The sequence below is a fragment of the Salana multivorans genome, from assembly GCF_003751805.1.
Lineage (GTDB): Bacteria > Actinomycetota > Actinomycetes > Actinomycetales > Beutenbergiaceae > Salana > Salana multivorans.
On the sequence record NZ_RKHQ01000001.1, the window covers coordinates 2,783,086 to 2,799,162 of the forward strand.

Annotated in this window: 21 protein-coding genes and 1 tRNA gene; 9 read left to right on the forward strand and 13 right to left on the reverse strand. The window is 70.5% G+C overall.

The features are described from left to right. The first annotated feature begins 46 nt into the window (after positions 1–46). Positions 47–520 (forward strand): hypothetical protein, encoded by a 474-nt coding sequence (locus tag EDD28_RS12095; RefSeq protein WP_148059614.1) that lies wholly within the window; start codon positions 47–49, stop codon positions 518–520. Further along, on the forward strand, positions 504–947 hold the full coding sequence (locus tag EDD28_RS12100; protein ID WP_123739823.1) for an ImmA/IrrE family metallo-endopeptidase: 444 nt from the start codon (positions 504–506) through the stop codon (positions 945–947). Before EDD28_RS12095 ends, EDD28_RS12100 begins: the two co-directional genes overlap by 17 nt. Here the strand turns inward: EDD28_RS12100 and EDD28_RS12105 are convergent. Further along, entirely contained in the window at positions 928–1,395 is a 468-nt protein-coding gene (locus EDD28_RS12105) for a hypothetical protein (protein ID WP_211339180.1), read from the reverse strand. The genes EDD28_RS12100 and EDD28_RS12105 overlap by 20 nt on opposite strands. Before the next feature lie 116 nt (positions 1,396–1,511). Here EDD28_RS12105 and EDD28_RS12110 point away from each other — a divergent pair, with 116 nt between their 5' ends. From EDD28_RS12110 to EDD28_RS12120, 3 genes are all read left to right on the forward strand, one after another. After that, the gene (locus tag EDD28_RS12110; protein WP_123739824.1) at positions 1,512–2,231 is read left to right on the forward strand and encodes an Ltp family lipoprotein; all 720 of its coding nucleotides are present in this window, start codon (positions 1,512–1,514) and stop codon (positions 2,229–2,231) included. A 512-nt stretch (positions 2,232–2,743) separates the two neighbouring features. After that, complete coding sequence (locus EDD28_RS12115) at positions 2,744–3,058, forward strand: N-acetyltransferase (RefSeq protein WP_123739825.1); 315 nt, start codon at positions 2,744–2,746, stop codon at positions 3,056–3,058. A 53-nt stretch (positions 3,059–3,111) separates the two neighbouring features. Continuing rightward, on the forward strand, positions 3,112–3,354 hold the full coding sequence (locus EDD28_RS12120) for a DUF3263 domain-containing protein (RefSeq protein WP_123739826.1): 243 nt from the start codon (positions 3,112–3,114) through the stop codon (positions 3,352–3,354). Here EDD28_RS12120 and EDD28_RS12125 read toward each other — a convergent pair. Next, positions 3,337–4,665 carry a tyrosine-type recombinase/integrase gene (locus EDD28_RS12125; RefSeq protein ID WP_170169462.1) on the reverse strand — a complete coding sequence of 443 codons (1,329 nt, stop codon included), beginning with the start codon at positions 4,663–4,665 and terminating at the stop codon, positions 3,337–3,339. The two genes, EDD28_RS12120 and EDD28_RS12125, sit on opposite strands and share 18 nt — an antisense overlap. A gap of 90 nt (positions 4,666–4,755) precedes the next feature. Here EDD28_RS12125 and EDD28_RS17435 point away from each other — a divergent pair. Further along, a tRNA-Gly gene (locus tag EDD28_RS17435) sits at positions 4,756–4,846 on the forward strand. A 140-nt stretch (positions 4,847–4,986) separates the two neighbouring features. Here the strand turns inward: EDD28_RS17435 and EDD28_RS12130 are convergent. After that, positions 4,987–5,283 (reverse strand): hypothetical protein, encoded by a 297-nt coding sequence (locus tag EDD28_RS12130; protein WP_148059604.1) that lies wholly within the window; start codon positions 5,281–5,283, stop codon positions 4,987–4,989. 475 nt (positions 5,284–5,758) lie between these two features. Here EDD28_RS12130 and EDD28_RS17440 point away from each other — a divergent pair, with 475 nt between their 5' ends. The 3 genes from EDD28_RS17440 (at position 5,759) to EDD28_RS12140 (ending at position 7,036) form a co-directional block, all read left to right on the forward strand. Beyond that, positions 5,759–5,929 (forward strand): hypothetical protein, encoded by a 171-nt coding sequence (locus EDD28_RS17440; protein WP_170169452.1) that lies wholly within the window; start codon positions 5,759–5,761, stop codon positions 5,927–5,929. A 79-nt stretch (positions 5,930–6,008) separates the two neighbouring features. Beyond that, a complete protein-coding gene (locus EDD28_RS12135) occupies positions 6,009–6,461 on the forward strand; it encodes a helix-turn-helix domain-containing protein (protein ID WP_211339175.1) in 453 nt (150 codons plus the stop codon). Then, positions 6,458–7,036, forward strand: a complete 579-nt coding sequence (locus EDD28_RS12140) for a helix-turn-helix domain-containing protein (RefSeq protein WP_123739766.1) — start codon at positions 6,458–6,460, stop codon at positions 7,034–7,036. Before EDD28_RS12135 ends, EDD28_RS12140 begins: the two co-directional genes overlap by 4 nt. Positions 7,037–7,182: 146 nt before the next feature. Here the strand turns inward: EDD28_RS12140 and EDD28_RS18210 are convergent, their stop codons facing one another. The 10 genes from EDD28_RS18210 to EDD28_RS12185 form a co-directional block, all read right to left on the reverse strand. Continuing rightward, positions 7,183–8,034 (reverse strand): NUMOD4 motif-containing HNH endonuclease, encoded by an 852-nt coding sequence (locus EDD28_RS18210; RefSeq protein WP_211339176.1) that lies wholly within the window; start codon positions 8,032–8,034, stop codon positions 7,183–7,185. 2 nt (positions 8,035–8,036) lie between these two features. Then, positions 8,037–8,279 carry a holin gene (locus tag EDD28_RS12150; RefSeq protein ID WP_123739767.1) on the reverse strand — a complete coding sequence of 81 codons (243 nt, stop codon included), beginning with the start codon at positions 8,277–8,279 and terminating at the stop codon, positions 8,037–8,039. A 137-nt stretch (positions 8,280–8,416) separates the two neighbouring features. Beyond that, on the reverse strand, positions 8,417–8,728 hold the full coding sequence (locus EDD28_RS12155) for a hypothetical protein (protein ID WP_123739768.1): 312 nt from the start codon (positions 8,726–8,728) through the stop codon (positions 8,417–8,419). Beyond that, the gene (locus tag EDD28_RS12160) at positions 8,725–9,156 is read right to left on the reverse strand and encodes a hypothetical protein (protein WP_123739769.1); all 432 of its coding nucleotides are present in this window, start codon (positions 9,154–9,156) and stop codon (positions 8,725–8,727) included. The genes EDD28_RS12155 and EDD28_RS12160 overlap by 4 nt, the downstream gene beginning before the upstream one ends. A gap of 5 nt (positions 9,157–9,161) precedes the next feature. Beyond that, positions 9,162–10,457, reverse strand: a complete 1,296-nt coding sequence (locus EDD28_RS12165) for a M15 family metallopeptidase (protein WP_123739770.1) — start codon at positions 10,455–10,457, stop codon at positions 9,162–9,164. Then, positions 10,454–10,585 (reverse strand): hypothetical protein, encoded by a 132-nt coding sequence (locus tag EDD28_RS18105; protein ID WP_281272558.1) that lies wholly within the window; start codon positions 10,583–10,585, stop codon positions 10,454–10,456. The genes EDD28_RS12165 and EDD28_RS18105 overlap by 4 nt, the downstream gene beginning before the upstream one ends. 81 nt (positions 10,586–10,666) lie before the next feature. Next, positions 10,667–11,599, reverse strand: coding sequence for a hypothetical protein (locus EDD28_RS12170; RefSeq protein ID WP_123739828.1), 933 nt, complete (start codon positions 11,597–11,599; stop codon positions 10,667–10,669). 1,049 nt (positions 11,600–12,648) lie between these two features. Continuing rightward, a complete protein-coding gene (locus tag EDD28_RS12175) occupies positions 12,649–13,182 on the reverse strand; it encodes a hypothetical protein (RefSeq protein WP_123739829.1) in 534 nt (177 codons plus the stop codon). Positions 13,183–13,372: 190 nt separating this feature from the next. After that, positions 13,373–13,654: a hypothetical protein gene (locus EDD28_RS12180; RefSeq protein ID WP_123739830.1), complete on the reverse strand. Its 282-nt coding sequence runs from the start codon at positions 13,652–13,654 to the stop codon at positions 13,373–13,375. Positions 13,655–15,020: 1,366 nt separating this feature from the next. After that, complete coding sequence (locus EDD28_RS12185; protein WP_123739831.1) at positions 15,021–15,308, reverse strand: hypothetical protein; 288 nt, start codon at positions 15,306–15,308, stop codon at positions 15,021–15,023. Between the last annotated feature and the right edge of the window lie 769 nt (positions 15,309–16,077).

Genomic DNA, 16,077 nt, shown 5'->3' on the forward strand with positions numbered 1-16,077 from the left:
CATCATGTCTAGACGGTCAGCCGCACATGTGACTAAGATGTCAGTCATGGATACGACAGAGGCATGGATCATCCGGGTCACGGACGGCGACTCGCTCCGACAGGTGGCGCTCAACTCGCGCATTGCTGTACCCACGCTCACCGACCAGGTGCGCAATGGGCGCGTCCAGCCCGCGACCGTTGTGGCGATCGCGCGGGCCTACGGCGCCTCTCCGCTGTCGGGTCTCGTGGCTCTCGGTCTGATCACGGACGAGGAGGCCGAGGCGGGCGACCTAGAGTCCGCACTCCGGCGCATCACCGACAAGGCCCTGACCGACGAGATCCTGCGCCGGATCGAGGAGGGAGGCGTCGGTGAGCACCCGGCGCTCGTTGAGCCGCTTGAGCCCCCCGCGCCGATCTCCATCGCGAAGATGTCAGCCCCGGGTGTCACGATCCCGGATGAGGACGAACTCCCGCTGATCAAGGTGGCGAAGGAGGGGGATCCGCGGAAGGAGCAGCCGGCCCATGCTGACGACGCCTGACGCCATCTTCGACGCCGCCCACTCGCTCGGAGTCCGAGTCGAGTGGGCAGACCTCGACGACGACCACGGGATCTACGACCACGAGCGCCGCACGATCACGCTCCACCTCTGCCTGACCGGCGTTCAGATCGTCTCGACCGCGGCGCACGAGTACAGCCACGCGTTCCACCGCGACGAGCCGATCCGAGACCGCCGAGAGCACGACCGCCGCGAACGCCGAGCCGACGTCGAGGCAGCGCGCATGCTCATCTCACCGGAGGAGTACGCCCGCGCAGAGCGGCTCGTCGGCCCCGATGCCGGCGCCATCGCGGAAGAGCTGGGCGTCTCGCGGTGGGTCGTGGAGACCTTCCAGCGCGAGGCTGGTCATGGCCGCGGCTGGACTTGCACAGTTGCGCGGCGAGCCGCACTCAGTTCATTTCGAGGATGAGGTCCAGGCCGTTGCTCGGGTGGTAGGACCAGGTGGCCTCGATGTTGCCCCACGAGGCGGACTGCATGCCGTCGAGCGCTCGCGTGCTGTCCATCTTCGCGATCACAGATGATGGGGCGTGAAGTTCATCGAGGACGCACGCGATGTCGAAGACGTCTAGCCCGAGCACGTCCTCTTCGCCCTTGTTGTCGAGCAGGAGCGTCCTGCCGCCATCCCGTAGCGACGCCACGTGGCTCTTGTCGCCGAGGCCGCAAGACTCGACGGCAGACTCGAGCGGCGTGGCGCGGTTGCCAAGGCGCACGATCGCGATGATCGCGCAGAGCGCGACGAGCGTGACCCCGACGATGATCGCAGTTCGCCCGCGCCTTCTGGGTTGGTTGGGAGCGGCCTCGACCGGAGGGGGGACGTCGTTGCTCGGATGCGACTCGCTATGGTCCGTCATTTCCATTCACAGGTTTCTCGCAGGGCCGTTCTCGCGAGCCTACTGCCTTGCGAATGATCCGTCTGTACGTTCGGCCCGGCGATCGGCAGGCGCGGAGTTAGCCGAGCCGCTACGGTCTGGCTATGAGATTCATTCGACCCCTCGCTATCGTCCCGGTGCTGGCCCTTCTCGTGGCGTGTTCAGTTGGTGCCCCTGACGTTGCGACGAGCGCCACGTCAACCGAGGCGGAGAGCGCGCCCATCCCCGCCGCAACCGAGGAGGCGACGCCGATCACCGTCGAGGTGGACGTCGAGCCCACGGATGTCATGGGATGGAATCTCCGCGTCGCGGTCGACGAGCTCGAAGGTCAGGGCTTCGACGTCGTCACGCACGACTCCCGCGAGGATCGCACGATCATCAACCGCGCGAACTGGGTCGTGACGAGCCAGGAGAAGCAGGGATCCACCGTGGTCCTGGGCGCCGAGAAGTCCAGCGACTCGACGCCTACGGCGGCCCCCGTTGAGGCCACGGAAGCCACCAACGAGGCACCGGCCGCAGCCCCGGCACCCGACCTGACGATCGGACAGAAGAACGCGGTCGACTCCGCTCGGAACTACCTCAGCTTCATGCCGTTCTCCCGGAGCGGCTTGATCGACCAACTGGAGTACGAGGGCTACTCCACCGAGGACGCCACCTTCGCCGTGGACCACATCGCCCCCGACTGGTACGAGCAGGCAGCCAAGTCCGCCCAGAACTACCTCGATCTGATGTCGTTCTCGCGACAGGGACTCATCGACCAGCTGGTGTTCGAGGGCTTCAGTCAGGACGAGGCTGAGCACGGCGTCACGGCTGTCGGCTACTGACGGCTCACCACGACCGCCGGGGCCGGACGCTGCGGATGGAGGACATCGCGTAGGGGTTAGCGGGGCGCGTACAACACCTTCACGACTCACGACCCGCTATGCGGCGCTACGTCCCGCTGCGGCACGCTACAGTCCTGTCATGGCCCCGCTCGCAGCACTCAAGCCGCAGGCACACCCCCGCCCTCGCGTGGAGATGGACCGGGCTGTTGGCAACGACGGCCTGACGGATGTGGAGCGCGAGGAGTACGCGTGGCGTCACTCCACCACGGGCGCAGGCAGGCCGATGGGGGAGCGAGAGGGTGCCGACATGCGGGCCTGGCTCGCTGGTCGGCGTGGCGATCTCGTGGGTTAACCCGTCGGGAGTTCACGAGTACGCGCTCCAGAAGTTCGTCTGCACGGATCCCCCTGGGTTGCTGTATGAACCCCATCGCGGACGGCACCATCCTCGACCATACGAGCTAGAGGTCCAGTCACGACTACGCGGCCTGAGGCTCCCGAGACCATCGGACGAGATGCTCATCCTCGGCATGGATGTGGCTGATGTCGCCGTGGCCTCCTACCTCGCGTTCGACCCAGACCAGGGGGACCTACGCATCCTCGCCATCGCCACGTCCCTTCGACATCGAGGGCTTGGGCTCGGCGGCGACGCCCTCGACGTGTCGCTCGAGGTACTCCGTCGCACGCGAGACGAGAACGACCTTGACTGCGGAGTGTTCGCCTACGTGCATCCAAGCAACGCGGCCAGCCGTGCGCTGTTCGCGTCGAGAGACTTCGTGCTCCTCGGCCTCTATGACGGCTATGAGGGGTGGGTCCACGATCTCGACTGACCCCGACCCGGCCCCGGGCCGTACTTGTCGCACCCCGCCGCTACCGTCGCGGCATGACGACCCTCTCGGACCGTGACCGGGCGATGCTGGATCTGGAGCGCCGGCCGTGGCGGCACGGCGCGGTGAAGGCGGACGCGATCCGGGGCGAGCTCGACATGTCGGAGACGCGCTACAACCAGGCGCTCAACGCGCTCATCGAACGGCCCGAAGCGTGGGAGCACGACGCCGTGACCGTGGGCCGGCTCCGACGACTCCGGGACGCCCGCAGCGAGCGCCGATCAAGCCGGAGAGGCTGATGTGGGCGGATCAAGCGCAGGGAGCAGGTCAGCCAGGGCGTCGCTCACGGCTCGACCGGCGGCCTCCAGCTCCCCGTGGACGTACCCCTCGACCAGCTCGGTCTGCCCTACGAGCATCTCGATGATGTGGCGCGGCGTCCCCGCGTCGGCGAGCATCGAGATCATCGAGTGCCGGGCCTCGTGGAGCACGTAGAACTCGCCCTCGTCACCCTCGACGGCGGGGTCTGGCGCGCGCTTGTAGACCCCGGCCGCGCGCTGGAGCTCCTTCCATGTGGCGAGGTCGGCCTTGTCGTTGCGGGGGTGGCCGCGATAGCGCGGCGCGCCGTCGATGCGTGGGAACACGAGGTTGTGCGGGTTCGCCTTCCCGGTCGGGCACTTCTCGCGCCACGCCGCGAGCTCCTTCGCCACCGGGGTGATGATCGGTAGGGCCCGCGCCCCACTCGCTGTCTTCGGGCGAGTGAGATGCCAGGAGTCCACTAGCTGCTCGACCTCGTCACCCCGCTTGGTCCGATAGGTGCCTGCCGCACGGTCGCGGTACGGGAGCTGCTGCACCTGCCAGGTCAGGTCGATCTCGCCGACGACCACGGCGTCCGGCTCGGGGGTGGGGTCGATGCGTACCCGGTCCCACGTGAGTCCGAGCACCTCGCCCTGTCGCGCGCCGTACAGCACAGCGATGACGTAGCGGATCGCGTCGGACTGGGTCGCGTAGGCGTGCTGGAACACTGCGCGGACCTCGTCCTTACTCATCCTCGTGCGGGCCGACTTCCCTCGGCTGGCCTTGGTGGCCGCGAAGATCCGGTCTGGTACCCGGTGCCCGTCGGACTTCGCAGCGTTGAGCATCTTCGTGAGGGTGCGCTGGGCCGAGTTGGCGGTGGAGCCAGATCGCCCGGCCTTGAGCGCGCCGTCGCCCACGGCTCGCATGTGCGCCGCGGTGAGCGCCTCGAGGCGGATGGTCCCGATCGCGGGGACGATCCACCGGACGACATTGGTCTTGTCCTGGGCGTAGGTGGTGGCGCGGACCTCCCCGTCGCGGTGCCGGAGCCACTTCTCGGCCCAGGTGCGCACGGTCTCGCTCGCCCGCGCCTCGGGCACGCGGGGCCCGTGGAGCATGTAGTCCTTCTTCTTGGCGACGAACGCCTGCCAGGCGGCGTCCTCGTCGCGACCGCTGGCGGTGATGACGATCCTGGTGCCGGCGGGCGTGATCCGTCCGGTGTCGTAGCGGCCGACCCACAGTCCGCGCGAGGGCACCCACTTGAAGGAGCCTTCGCCGTAGCGGGTGACGTGTCCGCGCTTCGGCTTCCTCTCGACCATGGTCACCACATCCTCTGCCTCGGCGCCCGGTCTACACATTGGTCTACACATTGGGGCGGTATCGCGACGGTATCACGACGATGCAGACTGGCGGATTTCCAACGTTTCTGAGCACCAGTCTACCCTCCGACCTCTGCCTTCCAAGCAGATGGTGCGGGTTCGATTCCCGTCATCCGCTCCAAGTACGACGGTAGGGCGCAGGCCCGGGATTGCAGCGATCCCGGGCCTTTCGCTTGCTCCGGGGACTCGCCTCCGGATGGCCCTGGTCTACACATTGGTCTACACATTTCAGGCGATACCGCCGCGATACCGACACGGCTCTCACGCCCTCGTGACGGCGTTGGCCCAGACCCAGGTGGTGCCCTGTCGTCCGTGCACGTCGATGTAGACGACCTGGACCTGTCGTGGGGTCCAGGCGACGGCGAGGCCGTCGCAGTGCTGCCAGGCCGTGCGGCCGGCGTCGATCCAGACCCTGACTGGGACGGGCTTGTCGGGGGTGGTGACGCGCTCGTCGATGCGGGCCTGGAGCGGGACGCCGCGGACGCTGTCCCACGGCGGGACGGGCTCGCGGGCGGGCTCGTCCGTCTCAGGCGGCTGCGGGTCCTCTTCGTCGGGCATGTCCGCGTCCTCCTTTCGGGTCGGCGAGTTCGGCCGGCCACGCATCCCGGTCAGCTCGTCGGCGAAACCGGACGGCGCGCGCGACGTCGGCGCGGGGTAGCCAGGAGTTGCGTTTGCGGCCGGTGCGGGTCTCCCACTCCACGAGGACCAGGGACTCGGTGCGTCGGACCGCGCGGCCGGGGCGGACCTCGATCCGGCCGGGCCACACGAGTCGGGCGACCACGAGCGGGTCGCGGGAGCCTGGGTACTCCCGCAGCTCACGGTCGGCTGGTGGGTTGCGTGCATTCAGGGGGGCGAGGGGTTCGGGTTCGGGGGTCATGGGGTCGAGTGTGCGCCGGGGGTCCGACATTGAGGCTGGTCTCAGAGTGTGAGATTCTGCCTGACGGGACTAGGTGCCCCACAAACCGTGGGGTAGAGTAGTTGTCACGAGGTCAGGGGATCAGCCCCAGACCACCGGGTCCACACGGAGGACACCATGACCACGATCCGCACTCTCGCCGCCGAGTACGACGCTCAGCCCTACGAGATCGCCGCGACGCTCGACCTGGGCCGCGACTACGACGAGACCGCAGAGATCGCCCCGGCTGACGAGCAGTGGATGCGCGAGGCCCTCGACGCCGCAGCCGAGGCCGCCGACAACGCCTGACGCACGAACAGCGCCCCATCCGCACGACCGGCGGGTGGGGCGCTGCGCTACCACGAGAGGACGAGGCATGGATGAGCGGATGACAGCCGGGGAGTTGCAGACCGTCAGGGAGTACCTCGGTCTGACGACTGACGCGCTCGCCGGCATCCTGGGTGTGCGACCCGACACCGTGCGCCGGTGGGAGTCCGGCCGTGACCCTATCCCGCACCGTGTGCGGGAGGAGGTCGAGGAGGTCGAGGCATTCACGGCCTCCATCGCCGGGGAGGTCGTCGCGGCGCTCCATGACCAGGCGACCCCGGCCGTGCTGGTGTACCGGACGGACCGGGAGATGCACGCCGCACGTCCCGACACGGCGCACCTGACCGCCCGCTGGTGGCGCCACGTGGTCGCCCGCGCCGCTCACGAGATCCCCGGGCTCGTGATCGCCGGCGCCGGAGACATTCGTGGGCGAACGCGAGGAGGCTCGGCCCGGGTGGGCGACTTCTTCGTCGGCCCCGGAGGTCCGAGCCCTCGCAGCCACGCGACGCCATGAGCGTCGACGACCGCCTGACGTGCGAGCTGTGTGGTCGCCGGTACGCGAACCTCGGTGGGCACGTGGTCCGCTCGCATGCCATGACGGTGCGCGAGTACCAGCTCATGCACGGCCTACCTGTGTCGCGGGGCCTGGTCTCGGACTCCCTGCGCGCCAGGCACGCGGCGCGGCAGCGGCGGATCATGGCCGGCCCCGAGGGCGAGCGGCTCCAGGCGGGCATCGCAGACAAGGCGGGCGCGGCGGCCGTGCGCGATCCCGAGGTGATGCGCCGTGCCGCGGTCGCTCGAGCGCCCCAGGCGGCCCCGAAGATCGCCGCGACCCTCCGCGCGAAGGTCCCGCCGCTGGTGTGCGTGGTGTGCGGGCGGGAGCATCGGCCCGGCGACCGGCGGACCCTGACCTGCTCACCCGAGTGCCGCTCGACCTGGCAGGCACAGCGGGTGGCTCGGGGGCCACGCGACCCCGACCGGGTCGCTCGGATGCGGGCCATGCGCGAGGCGGGCGCCTCCTACGCCGAGATCGGCCGCGCCTACGGCATCACCGGCCAGACCGTCCGCCACCACCTCACCCAGGCGTGACAAGAGCCCCCGCCCCACCATGACGGTGGAGCGGGGGCGCCTAAAGCGCGAACGACGCCCCCACCACCTCGCGATGAGGTGGTGGGGGCGTCGTCGTGTGCTGGGGTCGGATGCCGCAGGGGGCGGCGGCACCCGACCCTTCGAGGCTAGCCGTGGTCGGTGCAGCACGCGAGGGCAGCGGACCGCGAGGCGTAGACGGAGGTGCTCAGCCTTCGATCGACTCCGGCCATGATGTCCGCGTACTTCTCGTCGGCGGCAGAGACGCTGAACGGGCGCCGAGCGTGTCGAGCGCTACTGCGCTCCCGGTGGCAGGCTCGACATGCGCGACGCCCGTGCTTTCGCCATGTGGACTCAACCAGGTTCGGCGGGGCGAGCCGGTGACCGTGGAGGCATGCCACCTGGTAGCCGGTCTCATCGTGCGTCTCTCCAACTTCGGCGCGGATCATGGCGAGAGCGACGTCTGCCTGACTTGCATCGAAGTCGCTTCCGAAGTGGCTCGCCCTGGCTCTCTCGCGATGACATGCCCGGCACTGGCGATGTCCATGCTTCCACCAGGTCGATGGCACCAAGTTGGGCCACTCAAGCGGGTGGCCCAAGGGGCACGTGGTGCGACGAGCCTGCCTGTTGCGGCCGTGCCTCACGGCGTCGTGCATGTTCTCGGAGTGGGTTCCCCAGTACAGGTTGGGCAGCGCGTTGTTCGTCGGGTTGCCGTCCCTGTGGCAGGCCTCCGCACCCTCGGGTTCGGGTCCAACGAATGCGAGCAGAACCAGACGGTGCACGGTCCTAGTGGAGCGCCCCCGGTCGCGATACAGGCTCACCATGGGGTAGCCGCCCTTCGCGATCGACGGTCGCAGGACGCGACCCCTCTGCGGCGCCCCTGCGGCACTGAGGCGGTCCAGCGACCTGACTCGACCGCGGTCGCTCACCTCGTAGAGTCCCTCGTAGCCGACGACGGGCAGCCACGTCTCGGGCGTCGGCACGACCACAGGGGTGACCATGGTCAGTCGCCCACGGACGAGGCGGCCGTCTCGGTGTCGTCGACCTCGGGGAGTCCGCCGAGGCTGGTGAGGACCGAGAGGATGCCGGCGAGCGCGGCGGCGGACGCGACGCCGGGCCAGGCGATGTCGGTCACGCCGACGGCGGTGGTGCCGATGAGCGCGACCGCGGTCTGCGCCGCGGTCTTGAGAGCGCGGACCCCGGCGGCGGCGTACCAGCGGGGACGGACGAGGGCGTGCTTGGGCATGGCGGGGTTCCTCCTGGTGCAGATCGGGTTGGAGCGTGCGCGGAAACTTCCAACTCACCGGGTGCCGCGGTTGAAAGTTGGGGCCGCATCTTCTAGTTCGGGGTCGACTAGAAGATGAGTAGGAGTGGGGCTTGCGGTCAGGCGGTGGTGGGGCGGGGGCGTGGTGGTGGGCCCTCGCCGCGGTAGATCTGGTCGACGAGCTGGCGCGAGTAGTCCTGCTCGACCGCGAGCTGGGCCTCGACCCTGTCCAGGCGCAGGCGCAGCGCGGTGATCTCCTCCTGCATCTGGTCGATGAGGGCGTCGCGGTCGGCGACGGTGTCGCGGCGCTCGGTGGAGTGGCGGGCGTGGACCCCGGCGCGGGCGTCGGCGATGGCCTTGGTGCCCTGCCAGATGATCCCGGCGAGGGCAGCGACGAGCGCGACGATGGTGCCCCAGTGCTCGAGGTTCACCCGCGCGCCCCCGTCCGCACCTTGTGGGCTGCGACCTCTCGGGAGCGGATCGACCAGAGCTGGACGTAGCGCAGCGTCAGGCTGAGGGCCATGGTGCTGATCGCGCCGGCCTGCGCGAGTCGTGTCGGGGCGTCGCCCACGATGTCCCAGACCGTGATCGCGTACACCACGGTGGCCCCGATGAGGGCGATCAGCCAGACCCACTCCCACCGGTAGCGGCGGGTCGCTGCCCCGTACAGGCACCCCAGGGCGCCAGCGACGGCGAGCACGCCCCACGCGTCGGTCAGCCACGGCGGCATCCGTGCGCTGATCGTGGTCGGGGTGAGCAGCACAGCGCCGGCGCCCATGACCAGGGCCATGGTGTAGACCCCGACCAGGACACCGTAGGAGACCCTGCGCGCCCACGGCGGCGCGGTTACGTACGGCATGCGGGTCAGCTCACGTCCGGCTTCGCGGGAATGCCGAGCGCGCGGACCGTCTTGGGGCCGACGACGCGGTCGGGCTTCGGCCCGAAGCGGGCCGGGTTGGCCTTCTGCGCCTGGTAGACGGCGTTGTCGGTGACCGCACCGTAGTCGCCGTCGACCACGAGCTTCGGGGCGACGGCCTTCCACCGGTTGAGGGCGGTCTGGAGCTGGCGGACCCACGCCTCCCAGCGGAGCGACTTGGACCCCTTGACGCCGTCCTCGACCAGGCCGGCCTTCCCGTAGCGGTTGGCGCGCTGCTGCCAGGCCAGGACCTTCGGGTCGCGCGCCTGCTGGGTGGGCGCGCTCGGCGCGGGCTTCGACGGTGCGGGCGCGGGCGGGGCCGCGGGTACGTACGGCGCCGCGCCGGGCGTCACGTCGAAGGTGCGGAAGTCGATCTCGGGGTTGCGTGTGGCGCCGCGCGCGGTCCACACCTCGAAGTGCAGGTGGTAGCCGGTCGTGACGCCGGACAGGTCGGTGACACCGAGTCGGTCCCCGACCCCTACGTTGTCGCCGATCTTGAGCCCGGCATCGGCGGTGACATGGCCGTAGAGCTGACGCTCCCCGTCCGGGTTGCGGACCACGACGCCATTGCCGGAGCGTCCCGGCGCGAGCACCGCGCCGATGGAGGCGGACTGGCCGCGTGCTCGTCCGCGCACGATCCGCTCGACCGTGCCGGCGAACGCCGCCCGCACCGTGCGGGAGACGCCACCGCCGGCGATGTCGAGCCCGGCGTGGAAGCCACCCGAGCGGGAGCCGTAGCGGCTGGAGACGTACCCCTGGACGGGACTGGTCATGCGGGGCGCGGCCATGGCGCCACCTCCTAGAGTCTGGGCGAACGTCGCGAGGACGGCGGGGCTGGCGGCGATCTCGAAGTGCATCTCGTCGAGCTCCGCCGGCGACCAGTCCCCTCCCCACCGCAGGACGGGGTAACGGACCAGGAGCGCGCGGATCGCCACCTTCTGCGCGGCGGTGTAGGTCGAGCGGAACTCGGGGCGGCGGGAAGCGTTGAGGTCCACAGCGGTCCCGGAGGCGTGGTTGGACCAGCGATCCGAGCCGTGCTGCTTGCGGGGGGCGTACCCCCAGGAGTCGGCCTTCACGATCGGCTCGACCTCGCGCGCGAAGTCCGCGCAGAACGCACCCAGCACGGCCGCGACATCGCCGGCCAAGACGTTGCCTCGGCCGGCGACCGCGTCCAGGGTCCCGAGCGCGGGGTCGCCGTAGTCCGGCACGACGGCCCACCCGTTCGGGGTGATCGGCGCGCTCACGCCCCCGGCTCCACCTGGTCGTGGTCAGGCTCGGTGCCCTGGTCGCCGACCTCCTCGGCCGGGACCTCGGTCAGGTCCAGGTCGGTCAGGTCGACACCAGGGACGGTCGCGGGATCGGTGGAGGCCATGGGGTGGCTCCTCTCGTGTGGTGGCATGACGGAGCCCCCGCGCCTGGTGGTGCGGGGGCTGGGTGAGCGGTGCAGCGGGAGTTAGCCGCGGGGGATGTTGAGGCCGTCGAGGTAGATGTAGCGGTAGTCGCCGGCCTTGAGGCGGACGCTGCCGTCGGGGTGGATCCCGACGAGCGCGGGCGCGACCCAGGTCGTGGCGCCGTAGGACGCGACGGGGACCATGCTCTCCTCGCCGACAGCGGCCGGGGACGGGCGGGCCCAGTCCGGCAGGACGACCATGACTGCGTTCGCGGCCGGAGCGCTCGCCCGAGAGAGCACCCCCCGCCCGAGGATCTGCTCATTCCGTACCCGGACCTGAGGCCGCTCCTCCCCAGCCGCCGCCACGAACGCGTTCTGGAAGGTGTCGAGGTACTGCCAGCCGGTGTCGTAGCCGGCGACGGGCGGCAGCTTGTTCGTGACGGCGATCGTAGCCGTGAGCAGGTGGTGGTCGCTCTGCGCAGCGGTCGCGATCGGGAGGGTGGCTGCCCAGATCCCGCCCGTGAGGTACTCACCGTGGCGCAGCCACATGGTGTCCAACCACTCGTTCTGGCTGTTCCCTGCGTCGGTCCAGGGCGGGTTGGCCTTCCAGTTGTGCCAGGTGGGCCACTCCGGGCGCCGCACGCCGGGGCAGTCCAGCTTCAGGTTCTTGAAGATCCCGCCGCCGCTCATCCGGGTCACGGGCTGGCCGTAGGTCGCGCCGTAGTCGTTCATGTCGACCCCGAGCACCGTGGTGCACCGGTACCGGTCCGCGATCGCCTTGAGCCGGGCGTGGGTGTCGGAGGCCTGGGTGTTGCGGGTGGCGCCGTTGTCGGGGTGCCAGTGGTCGGCGGCCGCGACGATGTTGACCCCGGTCGCGACGTGGCTCAGCAGCAGCCACACCATGTTCCGCTCGGCCCAGGCAGAGGGCTCCTTGCCCCCGACCCCGGTCCAGACCCACACGGCCTCGTCGTAGGCGACGCCGCAGCGTGAGCCCATCGTGACCGCCCGCCACCGCCCGAGGAGCCGGGCGCGGTGTTCAGGGCGGCGACGAGCTCGGGCCACTGGTCCGCGGCCAGGCCGGGATAGTCCGACTCCTGGAAGGCCAGGACGTCCACACCGGCCGCGATGACGGACGCGGCGAGACCGGCCTTGCGCCCGCCCACGGGTGGTCGGTTCCGCCGGCGTAGTAGATGTTCCACTGCCCGAACCGCAGCACGACCTTGGGGTCGAGAACGTCGCGGACCATCACCTCGGCCGCGGCACGGGTCGCCGACCCGGCGTCGTCCAGGAGGGTAGCGACCATCGAGTCGGTCGGCGCCTGCGCGTCCGCGGCGGCCTGCTCGGCCGCCGCCCTGGCCGCCTCCGCGGCCGCCTTCGCGGTCTGCGCTGCGGTCGCCGCGGGGACCGCAGCGCTCGACGCCGTCTCGGCCGCGGTCTTCGCGCTCTCGGCTGCGGTGCGGGCGGTCTGCGCGCCCGTGCGGGCCGTCTCCGCCGCGGTCTGCGCCGCCTGCGCCTGGGCGCGCGCCGTTTCGGCCGCGGTCTTGGCCGCGGTGGCCGTAGACGCTGCCGCACCGCCGCCGCAGCCGCTGCCTCGGCTGCCGTCGCGGACGTGGTCGCGGTCTCGACCGCGTCGTCCAGGATGCCCTGGTACTCCGGCGTCAGCCCACCAGCCGGGCCACGGGGACCGACCGGACCAGTCGGCCCCTGCGGACCCACCGGCCCCGGCTCACCCTGCCACCCCCTGGACGCCGTCCGCGCCGTCAACACCAGCAGGACCAGCCGGCCCAGCCAGACCCTGGGGCCCCTCAGCGCCCTCAGCACCGTCCAGGCCGGGCGCCCCCGGGGGGCCCTGCTCGCCCTGCGGGCCAGGAACCAGCTCGATCTCAGGCATGGCGTCGTCTCCGATCACGGTGGGATAGTCGGGGGTGCCGGCAGGTTCGTGCCGGGGTGGAGGCTGTTTGATCGCACTGCGCAGCGACCCGGTGTAGGCGGCGAGTGCGGCGACGGCCATCGCGGAGCGTGCTTGAGCGCCGACGCGAGGTTGTTCACGACGAGGACCGACGCCTTCCCCGACATCTGCGAGGACAGCCCCGAGATCGCGACTCCGCCGCGTTCATCCGGCCCAGCAGGGGCCAGAGGGTGTCGATCCAGCCCGCGTGGTCGTTCAGCTTGCCCTCCGCCGCGACGATCCTGTCGCCGGCGTTGTTGATCCGCTGGTTCAGGGTCGGCCACCCGCCACGGGCGCCGACGACCTCACCCTCCACCGCGCCGATCCGGGAGCCCAGCCCTGTCGAGACGCCGTCCATCCCGGTCAGCCGGGACCCGAGCGAGCCGTGCGTACCGCGCGCCGTGGAGACCTCACTCTCCACCGCGATGATCCGGTCGCCAGCGTTGTTGATGCGGCCGTTCAGCGTGGGCCACCCGCCACGGGCGCCGACGACCTCGCCCTCGACCGCGCCGATCCGAGTGCCCTGGGACTGCGTGAGGTCCTGCAGCGACAGGATCCAGGAGTCGTGCTGCCACCCCTTCTGCTGGCTGGAGTTCGACTCCCCGAAAAGCTCGTCGATCCACCCGAGCAACTGGCCGAGTCACCCCGTCCTGCGCGGCCTTGTCCGCCTCGGCCTTCTCGGCCCACGAGGAGATGTTGTCGCCGCCCTCCTTGGCGCGGCGCACCTCCTCCTCGAGGTTCTCGACCCGGTCGCGGACGCGGCCGATCTCCCGGGAGTGCTGCCGGCCGAGCTGCTCCTGCTCGGCCAATCCTGCCGCGCGTTACTCAGCCTGCGCCTCGGCGTACTCGCGGGCCTTCTGCTCCGCCTCGGTCCGCGCCTGCTCCAGCCGTGCCCGGCCGGCGCGCCTCAGCGGCGGCCTCCTGGCGTGCCTTCTCGGCTGCGGCCCTTCGGCGGCGGAGATCCGCCGCCCGAGGTCCTGGTCGCCGGCGCGGCGCTGCTGGTCCTGACGCCACTGATCCAGCTCGACGTCGGCGCCCGACGCCTTCTCCTGCTCGAGCGTGTCGAGCCGACCGTCCTGGATCGCCTGTTCGGAGTCGGTCACCTGATCCGACTCCTCTAGCGAGTCCAGGCGCGAGTCCTGCCCGTCGTCCCGCGCCGCGTTCTCGTCGGCCGAGTACCAAGCTCGTCGACACTGTCGCGGAGATTGCCCCAGATGTGCGCCCGGTCAGCTCCCCGTAGGACATCGCCAGGAACTCGATCGACGCCAGTCGGACGTCAGTCCAGCGCTGTTGACGGCACGCACCATTGGGCGAACCGAGTGTCCGGGGATGAGAACGCCGCGTCCATCGACGAGGCATCCGCGCCGAGGCTGACGATCCGAGCTGGCTCTTCCCGTGATCCAGCACCCACTGGACGTCGAAGCCCGCCAGATCGGTCAGCGGGCTGCCATCAACGTTGGTCGTCGGCGCAACCCAGGAGAACGTCACCTCGCTGCGCGCGGCATAGTCGCCGGGAGCGACCCCCCACCCGCTCGTCGACGGTCCAGCATGGTCGGCGGGCTGGGTGCGGGAGGCAGGCGAACAGCCCGCCGAGGGCGAGCCCGCCGAGCGCGCCGCGAGTGCCGGCCGCATTGCTCGCGAGCGTCGGGGGCCAGGGAAGCGCTCCTCCGGGTCCGCGACCCCGGATGACGACCTCGGCGACCTCATGGCCGACGACGAGGAACGTGACCTTCGCCGACTCGCTGCACAGCGTCCCAGCCGGACGGTTGGGTCGACGTCCACGCGGCGACGATCCGGACGCTATCACCGGGCAGAATCCACCCTGCGAGCCGATCAGCGAGAAGCACCTTCACCTCGGTCGGAGTGTCGCCGCTGCTGGGCGGCGTCAACAACGCTTGGGCGAGGCGAGCGATCTCCGGCCGGGTCGGAGATCGAGGAGAAGAGCCGCTGACGCTCGACAGCAACCGCGTCCGCAAGCGGCTGACGTCGGCGGTGGGCGGTGACCCTGGCCGGCGCCGACTCCGACGACACGCGATGCCCGACCGAGAGTGGTCGACGCCGCGGCTGATCTGCATGACGGCACCCGCGCGAGCGCCGGGCCGACCCATTTTGAGCATCGCGGACTCGGGGGTGCGAGCGAGCACGGGGTGGCCCCCACTCGAGCAGAGCGCAGCACCCTCGCGGGACGTCCGCCGTCTGTGGACACTCGACGCTCGATCGCACGACCCAGTCGAAACGTCCTCGACCGCCATGAGCGTGTGGAGGTTCTCCGCGACAGGCGTACCGGCTCGCATGTCGACGGTCCGGGTCACTCCTGACACCGCCGGCGGGATGGCGATCTGGACGCCCTGTCCGCCTGTGAACGCCTCGGCGAGCAGGGTCCTGCGCGATGCTCAGTCTGATCGTCCGTTGTGCTGAGCGCAGCGCTGAGCAGCCGCTGCTCCGGATACGCGGTCCACTCGCGTCCCATCACGGTGAGCACACCCGGTCGTCGTCGTGGCGTTCCCAGATCAGCCACTCGCCGAGGAGGCGCTGGCCGTCGGTGACGAGCAGGACGCGACGGCCGGGCTCCGTCAGGTCGACGACGCGCGCGACGGCATCCTCGTCCATGCTCTCGCCGTCTGCGCGCAGCAGGTGGCCGACCGAGATCGAGGCGGTGCACTCGCCGCCCTCAAGGTGGCTTGACCAGTCGCCGCCGCCGGCGAGTCGCAGCTCACCCAGGACCTCGCCACTGAGCGCGTTTCGCAGCCCAGACACGGATGCGCATCAGGCCCACGCCTCGAAATGAACTCACCGTCACGGCGCCGTCTCCTGTCCATGTCGCGGTCACGCTGGCGCCGCCGGGCGGGACGACGACCTTCGCGGCCCGTGGTTTCGACGTCCCAGCGAGCCCCCGCGCGCCACACTTCGCCGTCGCGCATGAAGACCTTGCCTGCCTGATCGGCGGGGGATGTCGGCGGCGAGGCTCCAGGTGCCGCCAGGGGTGTGTGACCGTGAGGGCTGCGACGGGGGCCTGTGATGCTCAGCCTGGGCCACGACGTGGCGTCGCCCGGGTTCGCGAGGACTGCCGCAGGCCAGACGTGAGCCCGAGTGGGGTCGGCCGGTAGCGCAGGGGGTCGTCGGCTCGCAGGTAGAGGGTGAATCCCCACGTCGCTCGAGCCGCGTTGTGTTCATGTCGACGCGTCGCACGTCGCACTCAAGGCCGTCGATGGCGAGGGCGCCGCGTCGCGGTCGACGCAGCGCGGCGAGAGCGTCGTCCGCGTCTGGGCCGCTGGCGTCTATTACGCCCGAGACTTCGACCGTGCGAGCCCCCAGTCGCTCCCATAGCGAGACGGTCCCGTCTCCAGACCAGTGCTCGATCTCGGTCGTGGCATCGGGTGCGCCGTCATGCCATCCCTGGATGGATTCGACGATGTACGGGTGCTCGGGTCAGGGTCGGTCGCGAGAGCGAGCCCGGCATAGGTGCAGGTCACCATGCTGCCGCCAGCCCATGGAGCGTGCGGTCGACTCGCCGTCCGACCTTCAT